Raw genomic sequence first — 18,338 nt, 5'->3', positions numbered from 1 at the left:
CTGGCACGTCATCGGAACAGTCCGGATATAGCCGTCGAGGCGCGCGCGAACTTCGGCAGCCGGTGAGGGCTCCGAAGAGCTGTCTCGTTACCAATCAAAAATGAGGCAACTTAGCCCGATCTCGGACTGCGACCGCAGCGCGTTCAGACGACGTCCTCGCGTTCGACGCCGTCGACCTCCAGCACGAGGTCCGGCCCGTACGCGCCCGCGGGCGTCTGAAAGCCGGTCGGTGCCTCACCGTCGAGGACGCGACGGGCGACGGCGAGCGCCGTCTCAGCGGTCAGCGAGTAGGTGTGCGGGCCGCGCAGTCGGCTGACGACGCGCTCGCCGTCGGCAGTTCGGGCCTCCCCCCAGACGTAGCTCCGCTCGGACGCGCGCTCCTCGGCGTTCGGACCGTCGGTCGTCTGCTCGATGATCCACTTCAACCCGGCTTTCACCGGCGGAAGGCCGAGGACTGGCGAGAACATCCCGGCGATGCGCTGCTGGCGAGCGGCGCGTTCGGGCATCGACATGTAGACGGTGATGTTCGGGATACCGGTCGTGTAGTAGGCCGTCGAGACGTCGCCCCACGGGATCGCGGCGGCGTGCATCCCGTCGTGACCCCAGCCGAAGTCGACGGTGCGTGACTGGTGGGCCTGTCCGACGCGCTCGATGCGGCCGTTCCGCCGGACCGCCCCGCCCTCGTCGACGTGTTCGACCATCGTCTTCGCCGTGCCCCGGGAGACGCCCATCTCGGCGTGGAAGGCCAGTTCGAGCGCGTCGGCGTCGGGCAGCCGCTCGGCGAGGTGGGCGGCCAGACAATCGGTCGGCACCACGTCGAAGCCGACGCCGGGCAAGAGCATCACGTCGGCCGCCTCGGCCTCCTCGTCCCGGTCGTGGATGGCCTCGAACACGCCGAGTTCGCCGGTGATGTCGAGGTAGTGCGTCCCGGTCCTGACGCAGGCGTCGACCATCGGCTCCCACGTCCGCGAGAACGGGCCGGCGCAGTGGAGGACCGCCGTCGCGTCCTCGAGCAACATATCGAGCACCTTCGGTTCGTCGAGTCCGACGACCTCGAACTCGCAGCCGAGTTCGGCCGCCTGCCGATCGATCTTCTCCCGGTTCCGCCCGGCCAACACCGGGTCGAAACCCCGGTCGACGGCGGCTTCGACGATGAGTTTCCCCGTGTAGCCGTAGGATCCGTAGATGACCAACTCGCTCATACACGCCGTTCTCCGGACGCGTGGAAAAGCGTTGGCCGCATAGAAGCGCCGACCGCGCAGTACCTGTCTCGACCGGGACGTTGAAACGACCCACTCGCGTACACCGAAACGATATGGACGAGGAGAGCCGAATCGCCGCGGTCAGCGAGGTGCCCGAGGACGGCAGCCTCCTCTTTACTGTCCGCGACGGGTTCGACACCGAGGAAGCCATCCTCGTGCGCCTGACCGACGGCGTCGTCGCCTTCGAGAACTACTGCCCCCACTGGCGGGACATCCGACTCGACAAGGGCAGCGGCGCGACGATGCGCGAGGACGAACTGGTCTGTGAGAAACACGGTGCGACGTTCGAAGCCGACTCGGGGGCCTGCACCTTCGGTCCCTGTGAGGGCGCGGTGCTGGCGGAAGTCGAAGTGACCGTCGAAGACGGGGAGGTCTACCTGGTCGACGACCGCTACGAGTTCGAGAAGCGGGGACCGTCGGGCGACCACGACCTCTCTTCGGGCGGGCGCATCGGCTTCTCCGGTCAGTAGACCGGGCCGCCGATTCGGCTCCAGTAGACGCTCTTGGGCGTCAGCCTATTCGATAGGCGGGTTCGGCGACGCTCTCGGCTTTGCACTCCGGGCACCGGCTCGGCCGGTTCGTCAGGTCATCGAAGTCAGTGAAGCCACAGCGCTCGCACTCGGGCGGCGCGACGAGCAACTGCTCGTCCGTGGAGTCGAGCGACTTCGCGATGTGTTCGACGTGTGTGAGAGCGGTGTTGGTCCGTATCTCGAACGTTCGAGCGATCGTCCCGGCGGCCATCGGCTCATCGCGCAATCGGTCGGCGATGCGCTGGCGCGTCGTTCGACTTGCCTCGCGCATGCGATAACTTGGCAAGCAACGGTAATAGGTCTTGTGCGACCGTTGCCGTTGGGGCCTCTCGGGCTCCGATTCGCTGGAAATCGCTCCCATCGTTTCTCCGCGGAACTCTCTGTCCCCGCGTCTGCCGAGCGGCGAGTCGTGGTTGCAACGGCCGCGAGCTATCGAGAGCGCCCGGTGCAGTCACCCCGGCGTCGGCGCTCCCGGATCTGTCGGATTGTCGTCTCGCTCGGGGTCGTCGCGGTTGAGTATCGCGTCGCGGACTCGCTCGAAGGCCGATCGGTCAGTTCGCGAGATGTATGGTAACATGATACAATGAGTTGTATGGATTTGAGACAGATAGTGTTGGCGGGGCGACGGCCGGTTCACACGTTCTCTACCGCCCGCCTCCTCGCAAATAGCAGCTGGTCAGTCGAGACTGACAAGGCCGTCTCAGTCGTCCGCGGCCTGCGCTTCGAGGTGTTCGGCCATCTCCGCGACCTCGTCCTTGAACTGGTCCAGGTCGTACTCCAGCGCGTGGATCATCGCGCTGTACCGCGAGGTGAGGCTCGCGAGCGACACGACCTCTTCGAGTTCCTCGTCGGTCGCGCCGTGCATCGCCGCGGCCTTGCGGTGGAAGTGGATGCAGTACGGACACTTGATGTTCGCCGCGACGGCAAGTCCCATCAGCTCCCGGTACTTCGGCGGGATCTCGCTCTCTCCGACGGTGTACTTCCGGAAGAAGTGCCACTCGCCGGCCATGTCGTCTTCGGGGATCGAATCCAACGGCGTCGGGACCATCCCGAACGTATCCGTTATCTCCTGTTCGACGTCGGTCGGTGACTCTTGGGTCGCCATAGCGTCTCTCTGTCGCTCTCCCGAAAACGTAGTTATGTGGTGACACACCACACGCGATCGCTGCGAGCGGTTCGCCGGCGGATCGACTGGCCGTGACTACCTGACAGGACGACGGATTTCGCGGACCGAAAGGGGGGCGGGAGAAAGCTCGGTAAAATCGGTCGGTACGGTCAGCGAGGCGACCTAGAACGTCGAGACGTCGCCCTCGATGACCTTCCGGGTCACGCCGGTCACGTCGGCCAGTTCCGCGTCGACGGCCTCGCGGACCTCGTCTTCGATGTCGCCGACGGCGACCCCGTCCTCGGTGACGAGCATGGCGTCGGCGACGTGCGGCTCGTCGATGGGCGACCCGATCTGCGAGAGGAGGCGCAGCTGGAGCTGACGGATGCCGTCGACCTCGTCGGCGACGGACTGGGCGATCTCCGTCGAGAGGATGTTGTAGATCTTCCCGATGTGGTTGACGGGGTTCTTCCCCGAGGTGGCCTCCATGCTCATCGGCCGGTTGGGCGTGATGAGGCCGTTGGCGCGGTTGCCGCGGCCGACGGAGCCGTCGTCGCCCTGCTCGGCGCTCGTGCCGGTCGTCGTGAGGTAGATCGACTCCTCGTCGTAGTCGTCGGCGGTGTTGACGTGGACGGTGACGTCGCGGTCGGTGTACTCGGTAGCGAGGTCGCTGACGTACTCGCGGACGCCCTCGACGGCGTCCTTGTACTCGTAGAGGTCGCTCACGTGTTCGTCGACCATCGCCACGGCGACGGTCACGTCGATGTGGTCGCCCTCGCGCTTGCCCATCACCTTCACGTCCTGGCCGACGACGGGGTTCTCTTCGGCGTACTCGCCCGTGAGTCCGTGCTCGGTGTTGTAGACGATCTGTTCGGTCTCGGAGAGCGGCGCGTGGCCGACGCCGTAACTGGTGTCGTTGGCCATCGGGACGGTCCCCTCCTCGCCGAAGACGCTCTGGAGGTCGCCCGACCCCTCGCCGAGTTCCACGTCGACGATGATGTCCCCGCCCACGTCGAGGAACGGGAAGCGCTCGTCGAGATACTCGCGGGCGGCCTTCAGCGCGATGCTCTCGGCGGGGATGCGCTGGCCCTCGTACTCCTTGGTCGCGCGGCCGACGATGAGCAGGTAGATGGGTTCGAGCACCTCGCCGCCGTCGTAGGCCGGGGCCGCGGTGCCGGCGACCAGTTGCGTCTCGTCCGTGTTGTAGTGGAGGACTTTGCCCACGCGGTCGAGGTACGTCTGGGCGAGCGCGCGTGAGACGCTCTCGGCGACGCCGTCACAGATGGAGTCGGGGTGGCCGATCCCCTTGCGCTCGACGATTTCGACGTTCTGGTCCTCGACGGCCAACCCGCTCTCGGGCTGGACGTGGATATTTCGGTCAGTCATTGCCCGACGTTCGCCGCGGCGGGTTCTATAACTTACGGGAACCGATCGCCGTCGAAAGATTACTCACCCGCATCATCGAGCAGGAGCCCGAGATACGACGTGCGCGTCTGGTCCTCGGGGTCGAGGCCGAGTTCGCGGAGTACCTCGAACGCGCCCTCGCGCGCCGCCTCGACGCCGCCCTCGTTCGTCTCGGTCTCGACCTCGACGAACTCGCCGACGTCCTCGACGGCGTCGAGCGTCACCGTGTAGCCGTCGTAGCGGTAGAACCGGCGGTCCTTTCGGACGGTCGCCGCGGGCTCGAATCCCAACTGTTCGAAGATCGCATCGGCCTTCTCGCCGTCGGCGACGCCGGTCTCGACCTCCTCGCGCGTCTTCGACTCGCGCTCGACGAGCGGCCCCTTGTACGTGATGCGCGTCTCCGTCTCGCCGTCGCGCGTCTCCCGACGGACCCGCAGCGCCTCGTCCGTCTCCGCGAAGTCGCGGTGGGGCGCGTCGTAGTAGACGTCGACCTGCCGGACGTCGCCGGTGCGTTCGGCCCCCAGTTCGTCCAGTCGGCCGGCGACGGCGTCTAAGTCCGCGGCGACCTTCACTTCGACCTCGTACATGCGCCAGCGTCGGTCGGGGCGGTCAATAGGGGTTGCGTTGCCGGCGCGACGCGCTCCGGGAAGACTTTACCGTCCCAACGCACCGGTACAGTGTATGGACGGTCGCTACGAACCTGTCGAGTCCCCCGACGAGACGACCGTCTTCCCGTATCACGACCTCACGCCGCCGACGACGGCCGACGTCGTTCGCGCGCGGCGCGTCGTCCGCCAGCACCTCCCGACGACGCCGCTGGTCCGCTGCGAGACCCTCTCGGCCGAACTCGACGCCGAGGTGTACCTGAAGCGGGAAGACACTCTCCCCACGGGCGCGTTCAAAGTCCGCGGCGGGGTGAACCTCGTCGCGTCGCTGGACTCCGAGTTCCGCGAGCGCGGCCTCATCACCGCGAGTTCCGGCAACCACGGGCAGTCTATCGCGTGGGCCGGCCGGGAGTTCGGCGTCCCGGTCACCATCGGCGTGCCCGCCGAGGCCAACTCCGGGAAGGTGGCCGCGATGGAGCGACTCGGCGCGGAGGTCATCCAGCACGGTCCCGACTACGACGCCGCCCGCGAGCACATCGAGGAACTCGCGATCGAGCGGGGCGCGCGCTACGTGCACTCCGGTAACGAGCCGAAACTGCTCGCCGGCGTCGGCACCGCGGGCCTGGAGATCGTCGACGAGCTACCGGACGTGGACCGCGTGTTCTGTCCCGTCGGCGGCGGCACCTCCGCGGTCGGCTACGCGCTCACCGTCGGCGAACTGCTGGAGGCGGACGTCGTCGGCGTCCAGTCCGAGGCCGCTCCGGCGATGTACCGCGCGTGGACGGAGGACACCCTCGAAGCACACGACCGGATGGAGACGACGGCCGAGGGCGTGGCGACCCGCGTCCCGTTCGCGCTGACGATGGGCATCCTGCGGGACGGCCTCGCCGACTTCCGCCTCGTCTCGGAGGCCGACATCCGCGACGGCGTGGCTCGCATGTTCTGTGACGAGCGGCTCCTCATCGAGGGGGCCTGTGCCACCGCCGTCGCCGCCGCGCTACGGGCCGGCGACGAGATCGCCGGCGAGACCGTCGTCATCCCGGTCTCGGGGCGCAACATCGACCGCGAGAAGTTAGCGCGGATGCTCGAGGAGAGCGACTACCCCGCGTAGGTCCGACGGGAAACGTTGTTCTTAAGAGTGGCACGACAGACCAACAGGGTATGAGCAACGACTCCGAGGCCGACACAGAAGACGTAGAAGCGGAAGCCGAAGAAGCGACGGCCGACGAAGAGACCGAGAGCGGCCTGCAGGAGGGCGACGTCGTCAAACTCGCCTACACCGCCCGCACCGTCGAGGACGGGCAACTCGTGGACACGACGGACGAGGAGGTCGCCGCCGACGACGGCATCGACACCGAAGAGCAGGAGTTCGGTCCCCGAACTATCGTCCTCGGCGAGAACCACATCTTCCCGGACGTCGAGGAAGACATCTACGGCAAGGAGGTCGGCGACGAGGGCAGCGTCACCATCGCCGCCGCCGACGCCTTCGGCGAGTACGACGAGGAAGAGGTCCGCACCATTTCGAAGGACAAGATCCCGGAGGACGACCGCTACCCCGGCGCGCACGTCGACGTCGACGGCCAGCACGGCCACGTCGAGACGATCATCGGCGGCCGCGCCCGCGTGGACTTCAACCACCCGCTGGCCGGTAAGGACGTCGAGTACGACTACGAGATCGTCGAAGAAGTCACGGACCGCGAGGAGAAGGCACAGGGCATCATCCAGATGATGCTCGACATGGAGCTGGACCTCTGGTTCGAGACGGACACCGTCGAGGAGGAGCAGCCCGTCGAGTCCGACGAGGACGACGAGGGCGAGCCCGAGTTCGAGACCGTCGAGGTCGAGAAGGACACGCTCTACATCGAGGCCACGCCGCAGCTGACGATGAACCAGCAGTGGATGATGGGCAAGCAGCAGATCGCCCAGCAGCTCACCCAGCTGCTCGACGTCGACCGGATCATCGTCCAGGAGGAGCTCGGCGGCGGCATGGGCATGGGAATGGGCGGCATGATGGGCGGCATGGGCGGTGCCGGCGGCGCTGACATCGAGGAAGCGCTGGAAGACGCCGACGTCGACGCCGACGAGATCGTCGACGAGATCGAAGGCGCCGAAGAATAGACAGTATACCGCGCCGAAGGCGCGGTTTCACCGAATCCGAACGAAGTGAGGATTCGGGCTTTTTCGCCGACGTTTTTGCCGCGAGTGGTGGCCACAGGCCACCCGAGCGGGAAAAAGGTCGCGAGGAAGCGCTGGAAGACGCCGACGTCGACGCCGACGAGATCGTCGACGAGATCGAAGGCGCCGAAGAGTAACGCCGACTCCCGATTCTCGCTTTATTCGCGAACTTGAGCGGTGCGGCCGGATAGCGGAACGTGGCAGGTGGGAGCCTCAGCTCCCGAGAAACCGATTCAGTTCGGCAAATTCGTCGGCGGAGAGGATGATCTCGGTATCGAACGCGTCGAATCGCTCGAAGTCGTCGTCGATAGTCAAGACGGTGTTTACGCCCTCCTCGACGGCGACCTGCGCGTAGTATCCGTCCCAGCCGCCGACGTTCGCGGCAGTCGCCTGCGAGAACCCGTCTCGAACGCCCGCCTCTGACATCTCGCCGTACCAGTGGATTCGCTTCGCGTCCATGAAGTTCTGTAGTAGCCGAGACGCGTCCTCGTTCGAGCGACCGTAGTACGTCGTCAGGACGGTGTGCGCTCCGAATAGCGCCGGATACGGGACCACGGCATCGATCTCGCCGGTGATGGCATCTCGAACGTACGAGAGTGCTGTGTCCCGAACCGGGGCGTCGGTGTGTGCGAGCGCGATGACACCGACGTCGAAGAGATACGGACCGCCGGCGTCACTCATCGCCGTTTCTCTCGGCTCCGCGTCGAATCGCGTCTCTGTGCTTCTGTGCCGTCGGGCGAGCGCCGCCGTCGAACGGCGTCGTCTCCCCGCGTTCTACCGACGTTTCTCCGACGAGTTTCTCCATTCGGTCAATAATCTCCTCGGGGTCGTCTTCGGGTTCGACGACCGCTTTCCCGTCTTCTTCGCGGACTTCGACTTCTGAGCCCGGAGAGATGCCGAGACGCTTTCGCACCTCCTGCGGGAGGACGATCCGCCCCTTCGAATCTACCTTGGTCATATTCCCACTTCGAGTGGGAAATCGTATAACCGCTTCGCTCAATGTTCCTCGTCTGAACTGTGCTGCTGGCAGCCGGGGCGGTGGGCCGGGAGCGCGCTCCGTCGCGCGACCCACCGTCAGAGCGGAGTCGTCCGGAAAGAGCGTCGTGCGCTCTTCCGGGATCACGAGAGAGCGTAGCTCCCTCGGACGACTCTGACGAGCCTTCGTTCGCGCCGCTCACGAAGACGGGGGAGGCAGGCTGATGGGTGAAGCATACCGCTCGCCACCGGCGAGCGGTTTCCCCGGAAGTCGCGGCGACGCCGCGACTTCCGGCCTTTTTCGCCCACGTTTTTGCGAGTCGAGCGGGACCTGCGGTCCCGCTGACCATGCGAACGGGCGCTCCGCGCCCGTGAGCAGAGAGTGGTTCCCACAGCGCCGCTTCGCGGCGCGAGGAAACCCGACGAAGAAAAAGGTGGTGGTGCCTAGGCGATATCCCGGCTCGTGTCGATGCTGACCTCCTCGACGAGGTCGAGTTTGATGACGTCGCTGGGAGCGCGACCGGCGCGGAACTTCGGGACGGCGAGGCGGTTCTCCACCTCGTCGCCGGTGGTGGTGGTCTTGAGCTGGAACACCACGTCGGCGAAGTGCTCGGTCGTATCGCGGAGCGGCGGGACGTCCCGGCCGTCCAGACAGTGGAGGATGGCCAAGCTACCGGTGTTGACGATGTGGTTCTGGAGGTCGTTCATGAACGCGCGAAAGCGCGAGGGCGGCTCCTGCGCTTCGAGGACGTCCAGCGGGTCCACGATCAGGTTCGAGGTCTCGGGGAGCGCCGAGACGAGCTTCCCGGCGTTGTCGAGGGGGGCCTCGCCCGAGATGTGTCGCACCGTCGGGTCGCCGGTGTTGGCCGGCGTCTGCTCGATGCTGGCGACGATCGACTCGGCGGTGCGGTCGAGCGAGAGCCACAGCGTGCCGCGGGTGGCGGTGAGTTCGTAGAGGAACAGCTCCGCCTGGCTGGCCGGCTGGGCGGTGAGGGCGACGATGCTCCCGGCGGGGATCCCGCCGTCGAGCTTCCTGTCGAGGACGTCGATGCCCGTCCGCAGCCGGTTCACCATGTCACCAGCATATAGCCACGTCCATCCGATTAAGTATTCCGCTTGGACAATATTTTCGCCCCGTTCAGGTATCGAGCGGCCGATTCGTCGGTTCGGAGCGGCGGTGATGGTAGTCTCGGCACGTGGACGACTCGCCGGCAGTCGAACAGCGGCGAGGGATCGACGCGGCCGGCGCTGCGGACGAGAACGAGGAGTGCGGGCGGCGCGTCGAGTTGGCGCGCCATCGCCGCCGTCTTGGCGGTGTCCTGCAGGCTCTGCTCGTCCGGCGTCGAGACGAGGACGGTTCGGTCGGCGGCTCGAAGCGGCGCTGCCGCGGCCGGGCTGGCCCCCGCCGGGCAGTCGAGGAGGACGGGTCGGTTACAGCGGTGGAGTCGCTCGAACGCCGACGCGGCCGTCGCGGTGTCGCTCTCTCGACACGGCAGGATATCGATATCCGGAAACCGCGGCGACGACGCGGCGACGGCGGTCGGCCGTTCACCGCCGGCGACGGCGGCGACGCCGGCAGCGTGGTCGACTCCCGCTCGGTGATGGAGGTCGGGCATGTCGAGGTCGGCGTCGGCCACGAGCGGGCGATCACCGAGCGTCGCGAGTCCGCGAGCCAGACCCAGCGCCGTCGTCGTCTTCCCGCAGCCCCCTTTGCCGCCAGCGATTGCGAACATACCGGTCCTCGCTCCGGCATCGGCCTTGAACCCTTGGCGAGCGAACACATCGGCGACGGCCGCGTCGGGCGGCGGAAATGGTCAAAAATCGTGGCCGTTGGGGGCGTGTCGGGAGATTCAAGAGCGTCGGGGGCGCGCTTCCGAGTGAGATGCGGCACGACCACATCATCAGCGCGAAACAGCTGTCGCGGGCCGACATCGAGGAGGTGCTCGACCACGCGGCCGACATCGCCGAGGACCCGGCGGCGTTCGCGGACCGGCACGCGAACACGCTGCTCGGGATGCTCTTCTTCGAGCCGAGCACGCGGACGAAGATGAGCTTCATGACGGCGATGAAGCGCCTCGGGGGCGACATCGTCGACATGGGCTCGGTCGAATCGTCGAGCGTCAAGAAGGGGGAGTCGCTGGCCGACACGGTCCGCGTCGTCGAGGGGTACGCCGACGCGCTCGTGCTCCGCCACCCGATGGAGGGGTCGGCGAAGATGGCCAGCGAGTTCGTCGACGTGCCGCTGGTCAACGCCGGCGACGGGGCGGGTCAGCATCCGACCCAGACCCTGCTCGACCTCTACACGATTCGGGAGAACGCGGGGTTCGACGACCTCACCATCGGCATCATGGGCGACCTGAAGTACGGTCGGACGGTCCACTCGCTGGCCCACGCCCTGACGAACGTCGACGCCCGCCAGCACTTCGTCAGCCCCGAATCGCTGCAACTGCCCCGCTCGGTTCGCTACGACCTCCACCAGGAGGGAGCCGAGGTCCGCGAACACACCGGGTTGGAGGAAGTCCTGCCCGAACTGGACGTGCTCTACGTCACCCGCATCCAGCGCGAGCGCTTCCCCGACGAGAGCGAATACCGCGAGGTCGCCGGCCAGTACCAGATCGACAGCGACACCCTGGAATCGGCGAAAGACGACTTGACGGTGATGCATCCGCTGCCGCGCGTCGACGAGATCGCACACGACGTCGACGCGACCGACCACGCGAAGTACTTCCAGCAGGCCCACAACGGCGTCCCGGTTCGAATGGCGCTTCTGGACCTGATACTCGGAGGTGAAGCATGAGCGGCGACGACGACCAACAGCTCCGCGTCTCGAAGATTCAGAACGGTACCGTCATCGACCACATCACGGGCGGACAGGCCCTGAACGTCCTCGCCATCCTCGGTATCGACGGCACCAGCGGCGAGTCCGTCTCCGTGGCGATGAACATGCCGTCGGACCGCTTGGGCAAGAAAGACATCGTGAAGGTCGAGGGTCGGGAGCTCTCCCAGAACGAGGTCGACGTCCTCTCGCTCATCGCGCCAGCCGCGTCCATCAACATCGTCCGTGATTACGACGTCGTCGAGAAACACCGCGTCGAGCGCCCCTCCGTGGTCGTGGGCGTCCTCGAATGCCCGAACCACAACTGCATCACGACCGAGGACGAACCGGTTCAGTCCCGCTTCGCCGTCGTCGACGACGGCGTGCGCTGTGAGTACTGCGACACCATCATCCGCGACGAACTGCCGGCGCACATCCTCGCCGACTGAGCGCTCGTCCGCGCATTCGGTCGTGTCGCGATCGCTCACGGTCCGACGAGCCCGCCGACAGTTTTTCACTCGCCGGCGACTGTCACCGCACATGAGTCACGATCACGACGATGACCACCACGACGGCGGCCATCATCACCACGACGCGGACGCTGTAGCGGTGGGCGTCCTCACCGTCACCTCCTCGCGATCACTGGACGACGACCCCGGCGGCGACGCTATCGAAGCGGCTCTCGAAGACACCGGCCACGAGGTGCTTGACCGCCGGCTCGCCGACGACGACGCCGCCGCGATCGCGGATGCCGTCGCCGCGGCGCTTGACGACGGTGCGGACGTCGTCGTGACGACGGGCGGCACCGGCCTGACCGAGGACGACGTGACCGTCGAGGCCGTCGGCGCGCTGTTCGACCGCGAGATACCCGGCTTCGGCGAGCTGTTCCGCTGGCTCTCTTACGAGGAGGTCGGCCCGATGGCGATGGCCTCGCGGGCGACGGCGGGCGTCGTCGACGACCGGCTCGTCTTCTGTCTGCCCGGTAGCGAGAACGCCGCCCGCCTCGGGAGCGAGGAGCTGATAGCGCCCGCCGTCGGGCATCTGCTCGGGCTGGTGAGGCGATAGCGAGGGTCTGACCGCAGGGAAGACCCTCGACGAGTCGAGCGGGCACTGCCCGCGAGACAGCGAACCGTGGAACAGGAGCGAGGGTCTGACCGCAGGGAAGACCCTCGAAAAGCGAACAGCCGTCGAAGAAGCAGCGAACCCGCCACCGTTTTGCGGCGCGTCCGGCTACCCTCGGGCATGAGCGACGAGTTCACGCACGTCGACGACGACGGGGACGCACAGATGGTCGACGTCGGCGAGAAGGCCGACAGCGAGCGCCGGGCGGTCGCCCGAGGCGAGATCCGCCTCTCGGAGAGCACGGTCGACGCCATCACTACGGACGACGTGGCGAAGGGAGACGTGTTGGCGACGGCGCGTATCGGCGCGATCCAGGCCGTCAAACACACGTGGGAGACGATTCCGATGTGTCACCAGATCCCCATCACGAACGTCGACGTCGAATTCGACGTGAACGAGGGCGCGGTCGAACTCACCGTCGCCGTCGAGACGGTCGGCAAGACGGGCTGTGAGATGGAAGCGCTGGAGGGCGTGACGACCGGACTGAACGTCGTCTGGGACATGGTGAAAGCCAGCGAGAAGGACGACGACGGCGAATATCCGGTGACCGCCATCGAAAACGTTCGCGTCGTGGAGAAGTCGGTCGAGCGCGCCTGATAGGAGCAGGTCGACGCTGATAAAAAATCATATTTTCTGAAGATTCCTACTCGAAATAGCCGTTAGTTAGGGTTGCGTACTGATTGTAAGCATCCACGCGAGCGGAGCGAGCGTGGTTCACCGACGGCGAGGCATCGCCGAGCCGTCGGCCTTTTTCGCCCACGTTTTTGCCGGGAGGGGTCCCGCAGCGAGCGAAGCGAGCGAGGAATCCCGACCGGGAAAAAGGTGGTCCGTACTGACCGAACCGGGACCTGTGCCGGTCAGTCATCTAGGATTCGATGACCCGGAAGCCTCCTTGACCCGCGGTCACCGCCACGGCGTCGCCCGAAGCGCGTGCACGACGAGTAGCGTCCCGAGCGCGACGCTGAGCAGGATGACGGCGACGGGGAGCGCGGCGTCCAGTCCCGTCGAGATGAACGACGCCCAGATCTGGACCGGGAGGGTGCGCGGGTAGTACGCGAGCATCATCGTCGCACCGAACTCGCCGAGCGCTCGGGCGAACGTGAGGACGAGACCCGCGAGAATTCCGGGTTTCGCTAAGGGGACCGTCACCGACCGCATCGTCTCGCCCCAGCTCCGACCGAGCGAGCGGGCCGCTTCCTCGAAGTGGTCGTCGACGCCGTCGAAGGCGGCCTTCGCCGTCACGACGAAGAACGGCGCGGCGACGAACGTCTGTGCGGCGACGACGCCGATCAGTGAGCGAGTCAGACGGAGGTCCGTGAGCCCCCCCAGCCCCGCCGGACCGACGACGGTCAGCAGGAGCATCCCGCTGACGATGGGCGGCAGGACCAGCGGGAGGACGACGACGCCGAGCGCCAGCGTCGCGAGAGCGTGGTCGCTTCGCGAGAGCCAGTAGGCGAGCGGTAAGCCGAAGACGAGCGCGATGGCCGTACTGGCGAGCGCGGCCGCCAGCGAGGTCGTCGCGGCGTCGACGACGTATCCCGCGGTCACCTGCGTCAGCGCGGTCGGCGAGTACGTCACCGCGAGAACGGCGAGCGGGACGACGAAGTACAGCAGCAGCACCGCTCCGAGGACCGGAACGAGGTGTCGGAGTTCGGGACCGGCGCCGCGGGTCGGCGTCTCAGCCTCGGAGACCGTTCGGGACATCGCCCTCCATACGCGGGTACTGGTCGCGGACGGTGAAACCGTGTTCGCTCAACCACGAACCCGCGAGCATCGTTTCGAACACCGCTGTCGTCGCGTCGTCGTCGGTTCGGCGGGTCGCGGCGTACTCGATGGGCGACCCGCGGGCGACGGTCCCGTCGGGGAGTTCGTACCGGACCGACGCGTACTCGTCTGCGAAGGCGGGGTCGCCGAGGTTGACGGCCGGCGGCAGTTCCCGGAAGGGGTAGTCGCGCTCGACGGCCATGCTCCGATAGACGACGGCGGCGTCGACGCTCCCGGTCTCGAACTGCGCCAGCAGTTGCGTCTCGGGGTAGCGCTGGTCCGGTTCCAGTACGTCCTCGGCGAGCGTCGGTTCGTCGCGCCGGCGAGCCGCCAGTTCGAGCGCGAAGACCGTCCGGTAGCCCAGCGGGTCGAGGTCGGGGTCGGTCCGGCCGAAGGAGACGCCGTCCTCGGTTAGCGGTGCGGTCCACGTCTGCGCGTCGGCGACCCGTTGGCCGCCGTCGGTCTTCGGGTTGTACGAGAGCACCAGTTCGTTGCCGGCGACGACGGCGTGCCACGGCGTTTCGAGGAGTCGCTCGAACAGCGCCGGGTCGGCCAGTGCCAGTATACCGGGGTCGCGCTTCCCGTCGGCGACGAGCCGCGCGGCGTGGACGGAGCCGTGCGATTCGACTGCCAGCTCGGCGGTCGTCTCCCGCTGGAGAGTCCCGCTCGCGGCCGCTTGCATGCTCCCGGCGACGAGCGTCCGTACCCGGGACTGTGCCAGTCCGGAGCACCCACCGATTCCGGCGACGACGCCGCTGCCGAGGGCGGCGAGGACGTCCCGCCGACGCCAGTCACTCATCACATCGGGATTGGCGAGTCGCCCACTTTGCTGTTCGGATGCGCGCGAGAACCGCCGACCCCAGATTTATAACTCAGTAATATAACTAGATTATCCATGACGCAACTGGAGGCTGCACGGCGCGGTACCGTCACGGAAGCGATGGACCGAGTCGCCGAGAGGGAGCGCGTCTCGCCGGAGTTCGTCCGCGAGCGAGTCGCCGAGGGGCAGGCCGTGATCCCGAACAACGTTCGGCACGAGGCGCTGGACCCGATGGTCATTGGCCGGGCGTTCGGAACGAAAGTCAACGCCAACATCGGCAACAGCGAGGAGACGAGCGATATCGAAAGCGAACTGTCGAAACTGCACACCGCCGTCCACTACGGGGCTGACACCGTAATGGATCTCTCGACGGGGAGCGACCTGGACGCGATCCGGGAGGCGAACGTCGAGCGCTCGCCGGTCCCCATCGGCACGGTGCCGATATACGAGGCCGTCAAGCGCGCCGGCGACGCGACCGACATCACTCACGAACTACTGCTCGACGTCATCGAGAAACAGGCCGGACAGGGCGTCGACTACATGACGATACACGCCGGTGTCCTGCTGGAACACCTGCCACTGACCGACGGCCGCAAGACCGGCATCGTCTCGCGCGGCGGGTCCATCCTCGCACGGTGGATAGAGGAAAACGGGATGCAGAACCCGCTGTACGCGAAATTCGACGAGATATGCGAGATATTCGTCGAGCACGACGTGACGTTCAGCCTCGGCGACGGCCTCCGACCCGGCTGTCTCGCGGATTCGGGCGACGACGCGCAGTTCGCCGAGTTGGACACGCTCGGCGAACTCACGCGGACGGCGTGGAATCACGGCGTACAGGTGATGGTCGAGGGGCCGGGTCACGTGCCGATGGACCAGATCGCCGGACAGGTCGAGCGCCAGCGGGAGGTCTGCGACGGCGCGCCGTTCTACGTCCTCGGGCCGCTGGTGACCGACGTCGCGCCGGGCTACGACCACATCACGAGCGCCATCGGCGCGACGGAGGCAGCCCGCGCCGGTGCCGCGATGTTGTGTTACGTCACGCCCAAAGAGCACCTCGGTCTCCCCGAGGAAGAGGACGTTCGGGAGGGACTGGCCGCGTACCGGATCGCCGCCCACGCCGCCGACGTGGCCGACGGGCGGGACGGCGCTCGCGCGTGGGACGACGCGCTCTCGGAGGCCCGCTACGCCTTCGACTGGCGCGAGCAGTTCGAACTGGCGCTGGACCCCGACCGCGCCCGCGAGTACCACGACCAGACCCTGCCCGGCGACAACTACGAGGACGCCCGTTTCTGCTCGATGTGCGGCGTCGACTTCTGCTCGATGCGCATCGACCAGGACGCCCGCGAGAGCGGCGAGATGGCCGACATCGAGACCGATGGCGACGACCGAACCGACGCGTCGGCGACCGCGGCCGCCGAGGTCAACCGCCCGCCGGTCGGGACGCACGACGCCGCGGCGACGGACGACGGGACACCGGACGACGCGACGCGGGCCGACGACGACTGATACTGGTGGCTGTAACAAACTGAAGTAATTCGCCACCCTGGGGTGGCGAATATCTTTACGAACTTACAGCCACCAGTATGATCGAGTGGTCATCTGAGCGATAGTATTTTACGAGCGCCGTTCGCATCTCGAAACGATGTCGAAGAAGGTACTTGCCCTGGTCGCCGTCGTCGCCCTCGTGCTGGTGTACGCCACCAAGCGATAGCGCGGGGGTGACGCAGTCGCATCGTTTCCGACCACCCTTTTCAGAACCCTTACCCGGCCTACCGTCCTACGGCCGCCCATGTACGGCGTCGTCACGCGCAACGAGGAGGAGACCCGGTGGTCCGAGTTCGACCGGGCGTTCTACGAGGTCAAAGACGTCACCGGCCGGGCCGTCGAACCCATCGAGGACGCGGTCAACATGGTGTCGTGTTTCGGGGACAACGCCGTCGAGGGCGAGGAGGAACTGCTGGCGTTCGACGACGAGGGCACCGCCGCGACGCGGAACGAACCGTACTTCGACTGGACGTACGTCTGTCCGACCCACGAGCGCTACCGCGAGGGGCTGCTCGACATCATCGAGGAGGCCGCCGGCGTCAACGAGGACGTGCGCTTAGACGACGTGGGGTTCCCCCGAGAGGAGTACTGCCACTGCGAGCGCTGCGAGCGGAAGTTCGCCGAGAGCGAGTTCGAGGACTGGTCGGCGTGGCGCACGAACGTCATCACGGAGTTCGTCGCCGACGCCCGAGAGCGCGTGCCGGGCGACCTCTACGTGACCGTCTATCCCGACCCCTACCCGGGCCATCTGGAAGCCCGCACCGGCGTCAGCGTCGACGATATCTCGGAGTACGCCGACGAGTTCGTCGTCCCCATCTACGACATGGCCTACTCGACGACCTACTGGCTGGAGATACTCGCAAAGGGGTTCGTCGACCGCCTCGACGCCCCGTTCAGCATCGAACTGTACGCCGTCGACGTCGACGTAGACGACCTCGCCAAGGCGGTCGAGGTCGCCGAGGAGTACGGTCGTTCGGTGCTGTTCGGCTACGACGCCAGCAACGCCCGAGCGACGGTGCGGCGGATGAACGCCGATGCCCGCGAGGGGAAGTCCTACGGACCGGAGTGAGCGGACGTGATCCGAGAGCTACATGTCGGCTCTCGGCGGTCACTTTTATACGTCCGACCCCCGACAGTACACGTATGAAAGAACGCGTCGGACGAGCGGTCAGTCGGGCAAAGTACGCAGCAATCGGCGGCGCAGTCGGCGGCGCGCTCGGCGGACTCGTCGGTCGGAGCGCCGCCAGCACCGGCGCTGGCTTCGGTGCCCTCGTGGGCGCATTCGTCGGCGAGAAGTGGGCCAGCGCCGCGCCGTTCGTGGAGAAAGCGCGCTCGACGACCTCCGACAACCTGGGCGTGGCCGCGCCGTTCGTCGAGAAGGCCAAGTCGCGCCGGTCCAAGCAGTCCGCGGAGTCACAGAGCCAAGAGCAAGCGTAAGCGTAGCCGACTCGGTTTTTCGGTCGTCTCTCCCTCGCGAGCGTCGGGACCACCGATAGCGCGAGCTACGCGAACCGGCGGTCGCGCCACCGGAGGATCTCCGCGCGGTCCCGGGTGTCCTCGGGTAACTCGGCGAACCAGCGCGCGTCGCTTATCTCCCCGTCCGGGTCCGCGACGGCGACGTCGGTCGTCTCGGCGCGGGCCTCGAACACCGGCAGGACGCCCCACGTGCTGTTGCCGTCGCAGTGGAACTCGATGCGGCCGACCATTCCCAGTCCCTCGATCGTCGCCTCGATGCCGCCCTCCTCGGCGAGTTCGCGGATCGCCGCCTCGCGGAACGACTCGTCGCCGTCGAGTTCGCCCCCCGGTAATACCCACATGTCGACGCCCTCGTGGCGGACCAACAGCAGCTCGCCGGACGGGCGATAGGTGAGCGTGTGTGCGCCGTAGGGCGCGCCGTGGTCTCTCGCGTCCTCGGCGACGCGCCGGAACCGTCGCCGCGGGATGCGGTGGTGGCGCGTGAACTCCACGACGGCGTCGCGGCCGTCGGTCAGTTCGTGATACGTCTGCTCGGCCTGTTGGCTGGCGACGTCGGCGAGATACCACAGGTCGTCGACGGTGGTCATCTGCCGTCGGTGAGCGCGTCGCATCTGCCGCACGGAGACGGGGGTCGGAAGGAGAGAGACGAACCGGTCATACCACTACGTAGGGGCAAGAATTACTATAACTCTTCGACACTCGGTCGAATGGAAGAGACAGCGACCGGTAAGCGAACG

22 protein-coding genes are annotated in these 18,338 nt (G+C 66.8%); 10 read left to right on the top strand and 12 right to left on the bottom strand.

Going from position 1 to position 18,338, the window contains the following annotated elements:
- Positions 1–143: 143 nt before the first annotated feature.
- Positions 144–1,202 carry a saccharopine dehydrogenase family protein gene (locus GO488_RS04240; RefSeq protein ID WP_162316548.1) on the bottom strand — a complete coding sequence of 353 codons (1,059 nt, stop codon included), beginning with the start codon at positions 1,200–1,202 and terminating at the stop codon, positions 144–146.
- A 113-nt stretch (positions 1,203–1,315) separates the two neighbouring features.
- Here GO488_RS04240 and GO488_RS04235 point away from each other — a divergent pair, with 113 nt between their 5' ends.
- A complete protein-coding gene (locus tag GO488_RS04235; RefSeq protein ID WP_162316547.1) occupies positions 1,316–1,732 on the top strand; it encodes a Rieske (2Fe-2S) protein in 417 nt (138 codons plus the stop codon).
- Positions 1,733–1,772: 40 nt separating this feature from the next.
- Here the strand turns inward: GO488_RS04235 and GO488_RS04230 are convergent, their stop codons facing one another.
- From GO488_RS04230 to cyaB, 4 genes are all read right to left on the bottom strand, one after another.
- The gene (locus GO488_RS04230) at positions 1,773–2,063 is read right to left on the bottom strand and encodes a transcriptional regulator (RefSeq protein ID WP_162316546.1); all 291 of its coding nucleotides are present in this window, start codon (positions 2,061–2,063) and stop codon (positions 1,773–1,775) included.
- A gap of 429 nt (positions 2,064–2,492) precedes the next feature.
- Complete coding sequence (locus GO488_RS04225) at positions 2,493–2,897, bottom strand: carboxymuconolactone decarboxylase family protein (protein ID WP_162316545.1); 405 nt, start codon at positions 2,895–2,897, stop codon at positions 2,493–2,495.
- 183 nt (positions 2,898–3,080) lie between these two features.
- On the bottom strand, positions 3,081–4,283 hold the full coding sequence (locus GO488_RS04220; protein ID WP_162316544.1) for a methionine adenosyltransferase: 1,203 nt from the start codon (positions 4,281–4,283) through the stop codon (positions 3,081–3,083).
- A gap of 59 nt (positions 4,284–4,342) precedes the next feature.
- A complete protein-coding gene (gene cyaB, locus GO488_RS04215; RefSeq protein WP_162316543.1) occupies positions 4,343–4,888 on the bottom strand; it encodes a class IV adenylate cyclase in 546 nt (181 codons plus the stop codon).
- A 94-nt stretch (positions 4,889–4,982) separates the two neighbouring features.
- Between cyaB and GO488_RS04210 the strand changes: the two genes are divergently transcribed.
- Together GO488_RS04210 and GO488_RS04205 are read left to right on the top strand one after the other, a co-directional pair.
- On the top strand, positions 4,983–6,017 hold the full coding sequence (locus GO488_RS04210) for a threonine ammonia-lyase (protein ID WP_162316542.1): 1,035 nt from the start codon (positions 4,983–4,985) through the stop codon (positions 6,015–6,017).
- Between the two features lie 50 nt (positions 6,018–6,067).
- The gene (locus GO488_RS04205) at positions 6,068–7,024 is read left to right on the top strand and encodes an FKBP-type peptidyl-prolyl cis-trans isomerase (RefSeq protein ID WP_162316541.1); all 957 of its coding nucleotides are present in this window, start codon (positions 6,068–6,070) and stop codon (positions 7,022–7,024) included.
- A 270-nt stretch (positions 7,025–7,294) separates the two neighbouring features.
- Here the strand turns inward: GO488_RS04205 and GO488_RS04200 are convergent, their stop codons facing one another.
- The 4 genes from GO488_RS04200 to GO488_RS04185 all read right to left on the bottom strand — a co-directional run bounded on the left by GO488_RS04200 (position 7,295) and on the right by GO488_RS04185 (position 9,789).
- Entirely contained in the window at positions 7,295–7,762 is a 468-nt protein-coding gene (locus tag GO488_RS04200; RefSeq protein WP_162316540.1) for a hypothetical protein, read from the bottom strand.
- Complete coding sequence (locus GO488_RS04195; protein WP_162316539.1) at positions 7,755–8,039, bottom strand: AbrB/MazE/SpoVT family DNA-binding domain-containing protein; 285 nt, start codon at positions 8,037–8,039, stop codon at positions 7,755–7,757. Before GO488_RS04195 ends, GO488_RS04200 begins: the two co-directional genes overlap by 8 nt.
- A 461-nt stretch (positions 8,040–8,500) precedes the next feature.
- On the bottom strand, positions 8,501–9,130 hold the full coding sequence (locus GO488_RS04190) for an RAD55 family ATPase (protein ID WP_162316538.1): 630 nt from the start codon (positions 9,128–9,130) through the stop codon (positions 8,501–8,503).
- 29 nt (positions 9,131–9,159) lie between these two features.
- Positions 9,160–9,789, bottom strand: coding sequence for a MinD/ParA family ATP-binding protein (locus GO488_RS04185; RefSeq protein WP_162316537.1), 630 nt, complete (start codon positions 9,787–9,789; stop codon positions 9,160–9,162).
- A gap of 149 nt (positions 9,790–9,938) precedes the next feature.
- Here GO488_RS04185 and pyrB point away from each other — a divergent pair, with 149 nt between their 5' ends.
- From pyrB to moaC, 4 genes are all read left to right on the top strand, one after another.
- The gene (pyrB, locus tag GO488_RS04180; protein ID WP_162316536.1) at positions 9,939–10,853 is read left to right on the top strand and encodes an aspartate carbamoyltransferase; all 915 of its coding nucleotides are present in this window, start codon (positions 9,939–9,941) and stop codon (positions 10,851–10,853) included.
- Entirely contained in the window at positions 10,850–11,320 is a 471-nt protein-coding gene (gene pyrI, locus GO488_RS04175; RefSeq protein ID WP_162316535.1) for an aspartate carbamoyltransferase regulatory subunit, read from the top strand. Before pyrB ends, pyrI begins: the two co-directional genes overlap by 4 nt.
- Positions 11,321–11,411: 91 nt before the next feature.
- Complete coding sequence (locus GO488_RS04170) at positions 11,412–11,936, top strand: MogA/MoaB family molybdenum cofactor biosynthesis protein (protein WP_162316534.1); 525 nt, start codon at positions 11,412–11,414, stop codon at positions 11,934–11,936.
- Positions 11,937–12,113: 177 nt separating this feature from the next.
- Entirely contained in the window at positions 12,114–12,590 is a 477-nt protein-coding gene (gene moaC, locus GO488_RS04165; protein WP_162316533.1) for a cyclic pyranopterin monophosphate synthase MoaC, read from the top strand.
- A gap of 306 nt (positions 12,591–12,896) precedes the next feature.
- On the opposite strand, the gene GO488_RS04160 is transcribed toward moaC, so the two are convergent.
- Positions 12,897–13,697 carry a molybdate ABC transporter permease subunit gene (locus tag GO488_RS04160; protein WP_162316532.1) on the bottom strand — a complete coding sequence of 267 codons (801 nt, stop codon included), beginning with the start codon at positions 13,695–13,697 and terminating at the stop codon, positions 12,897–12,899.
- Positions 13,672–14,556 carry an extracellular solute-binding protein gene (locus GO488_RS04155; protein WP_162316531.1) on the bottom strand — a complete coding sequence of 295 codons (885 nt, stop codon included), beginning with the start codon at positions 14,554–14,556 and terminating at the stop codon, positions 13,672–13,674. Before GO488_RS04155 ends, GO488_RS04160 begins: the two co-directional genes overlap by 26 nt.
- A gap of 96 nt (positions 14,557–14,652) precedes the next feature.
- Here GO488_RS04155 and thiC point away from each other — a divergent pair, with 96 nt between their 5' ends.
- The 3 genes from thiC to GO488_RS04140 all read left to right on the top strand — a co-directional run bounded on the left by thiC (position 14,653) and on the right by GO488_RS04140 (position 17,562).
- On the top strand, positions 14,653–16,086 hold the full coding sequence (thiC, locus tag GO488_RS04150) for a phosphomethylpyrimidine synthase ThiC (protein ID WP_162316530.1): 1,434 nt from the start codon (positions 14,653–14,655) through the stop codon (positions 16,084–16,086).
- A gap of 283 nt (positions 16,087–16,369) precedes the next feature.
- Positions 16,370–17,194 carry a hypothetical protein gene (locus GO488_RS04145; RefSeq protein WP_162316529.1) on the top strand — a complete coding sequence of 275 codons (825 nt, stop codon included), beginning with the start codon at positions 16,370–16,372 and terminating at the stop codon, positions 17,192–17,194.
- A gap of 74 nt (positions 17,195–17,268) precedes the next feature.
- Positions 17,269–17,562, top strand: coding sequence for a glycine zipper 2TM domain-containing protein (locus GO488_RS04140; protein ID WP_162315764.1), 294 nt, complete (start codon positions 17,269–17,271; stop codon positions 17,560–17,562).
- A gap of 65 nt (positions 17,563–17,627) precedes the next feature.
- Here the strand turns inward: GO488_RS04140 and GO488_RS04135 are convergent, their stop codons facing one another.
- Entirely contained in the window at positions 17,628–18,188 is a 561-nt protein-coding gene (locus GO488_RS04135) for an NUDIX hydrolase (protein WP_162316528.1), read from the bottom strand.
- Positions 18,189–18,338: the final 150 nt, after the last annotated feature.

Origin of the sequence: Haloarcula limicola (assembly GCF_010119205.1) — an archaeon.
Lineage (GTDB): Archaea > Halobacteriota > Halobacteria > Halobacteriales > Haloarculaceae > Haloarcula > Haloarcula limicola.
This window is presented reverse-complemented; position numbering and strand designations above follow the sequence as displayed.

Excerpts from the sequence above, each read along its gene's own strand:
- GO488_RS04140 (WP_162315764.1), top strand. The coding sequence starts at position 17,269 with ATGAAAGAACGCGTCGGACGAGCGGTCAGTCGGGCAAAGTACGCAGCA.
- GO488_RS04235 (WP_162316547.1), top strand. The coding sequence starts at position 1,316 with ATGGACGAGGAGAGCCGAATCGCCGCGGTCAGCGAGGTGCCCGAGGAC.
- GO488_RS04200 (WP_162316540.1), bottom strand. The coding sequence starts at position 7,762 with ATGAGTGACGCCGGCGGTCCGTATCTCTTCGACGTCGGTGTCATCGCG.
- GO488_RS04160 (WP_162316532.1), bottom strand. The coding sequence starts at position 13,697 with ATGTCCCGAACGGTCTCCGAGGCTGAGACGCCGACCCGCGGCGCCGGT.
- cyaB (WP_162316543.1), bottom strand. The coding sequence starts at position 4,888 with ATGTACGAGGTCGAAGTGAAGGTCGCCGCGGACTTAGACGCCGTCGCC.
- pyrI (WP_162316535.1), top strand. The coding sequence starts at position 10,850 with ATGAGCGGCGACGACGACCAACAGCTCCGCGTCTCGAAGATTCAGAAC.
- GO488_RS04190 (WP_162316538.1), bottom strand. The coding sequence starts at position 9,130 with ATGGTGAACCGGCTGCGGACGGGCATCGACGTCCTCGACAGGAAGCTC.
- GO488_RS04185 (WP_162316537.1), bottom strand. The coding sequence starts at position 9,789 with ATGTTCGCAATCGCTGGCGGCAAAGGGGGCTGCGGGAAGACGACGACG.
- GO488_RS04145 (WP_162316529.1), top strand. The coding sequence starts at position 16,370 with ATGTACGGCGTCGTCACGCGCAACGAGGAGGAGACCCGGTGGTCCGAG.
- moaC (WP_162316533.1), top strand. The coding sequence starts at position 12,114 with ATGAGCGACGAGTTCACGCACGTCGACGACGACGGGGACGCACAGATG.
- GO488_RS04205 (WP_162316541.1), top strand. The coding sequence starts at position 6,068 with ATGAGCAACGACTCCGAGGCCGACACAGAAGACGTAGAAGCGGAAGCC.
- pyrB (WP_162316536.1), top strand. The coding sequence starts at position 9,939 with ATGCGGCACGACCACATCATCAGCGCGAAACAGCTGTCGCGGGCCGAC.
- GO488_RS04225 (WP_162316545.1), bottom strand. The coding sequence starts at position 2,897 with ATGGCGACCCAAGAGTCACCGACCGACGTCGAACAGGAGATAACGGAT.
- GO488_RS04155 (WP_162316531.1), bottom strand. The coding sequence starts at position 14,556 with ATGAGTGACTGGCGTCGGCGGGACGTCCTCGCCGCCCTCGGCAGCGGC.
- GO488_RS04170 (WP_162316534.1), top strand. The coding sequence starts at position 11,412 with ATGAGTCACGATCACGACGATGACCACCACGACGGCGGCCATCATCAC.
- GO488_RS04210 (WP_162316542.1), top strand. The coding sequence starts at position 4,983 with ATGGACGGTCGCTACGAACCTGTCGAGTCCCCCGACGAGACGACCGTC.
- GO488_RS04220 (WP_162316544.1), bottom strand. The coding sequence starts at position 4,283 with ATGACTGACCGAAATATCCACGTCCAGCCCGAGAGCGGGTTGGCCGTC.
- GO488_RS04135 (WP_162316528.1), bottom strand. The coding sequence starts at position 18,188 with ATGACCACCGTCGACGACCTGTGGTATCTCGCCGACGTCGCCAGCCAA.
- GO488_RS04230 (WP_162316546.1), bottom strand. The coding sequence starts at position 2,063 with ATGCGCGAGGCAAGTCGAACGACGCGCCAGCGCATCGCCGACCGATTG.
- thiC (WP_162316530.1), top strand. The coding sequence starts at position 14,653 with ATGACGCAACTGGAGGCTGCACGGCGCGGTACCGTCACGGAAGCGATG.
- GO488_RS04240 (WP_162316548.1), bottom strand. The coding sequence starts at position 1,202 with ATGAGCGAGTTGGTCATCTACGGATCCTACGGCTACACGGGGAAACTC.
- GO488_RS04195 (WP_162316539.1), bottom strand. The coding sequence starts at position 8,039 with ATGACCAAGGTAGATTCGAAGGGGCGGATCGTCCTCCCGCAGGAGGTG.